This window comes from Vibrio sp. Y176, assembly GCF_033438945.1.
On record NZ_JAWOQS010001261.1, the window covers coordinates 1 to 504 of the forward strand.

The following is a 504-nucleotide window of genomic DNA, read 5'->3' on the forward strand; positions in this document are numbered from 1 at the left end:
GTAGCTTCTGAGCTAGCTAGATAATCACGCTGTTGTTTTACTCTTCGTAGCACCGAGTTATTCATATCAAATTCACTATTTGTTTCAATAGCAGCGACTATTTTTTGTAGTCTATCGACCCAAGCACTTTTATCCCAAGAAAGCTCAATTGTTGGAAAGTCTTTTCCAACCACAGAAGCGAGTTGAACATGCAGGTCAGCAAGGGCTTTTCCCAGCTGAAAAGCATGAAACTCAGACAGAGCACTTTTTTCGATTAACGTTCCTTTTGCTTCAGGAAATAGAGCATAAAACTCATCACCTATTTTACAAAAGGAGTGGTGGTCACGCGTCAAAACAGGGGCAATTATAGTATTCAAATTTTGCGATAGCTTTCTCAGCAGCTCATGTTCTAACTTGATCTTAGCAACATTGCGAACACTATATTTTCTAAGATAATAAGTCTCTGAGGATTGGATACGAAAAACATGATTCGTCGCACCAGCTGATTGACGTTTTATACTAGCG

The 504-nt window shown here is 39.3% G+C and carries 1 protein-coding gene; it reads right to left on the minus strand.

The features are described from left to right. A partial coding sequence (locus R7O13_RS31295; RefSeq protein WP_318305787.1) for a phosphotransferase occupies positions 1-504 on the minus strand: 504 nt, incomplete at both ends.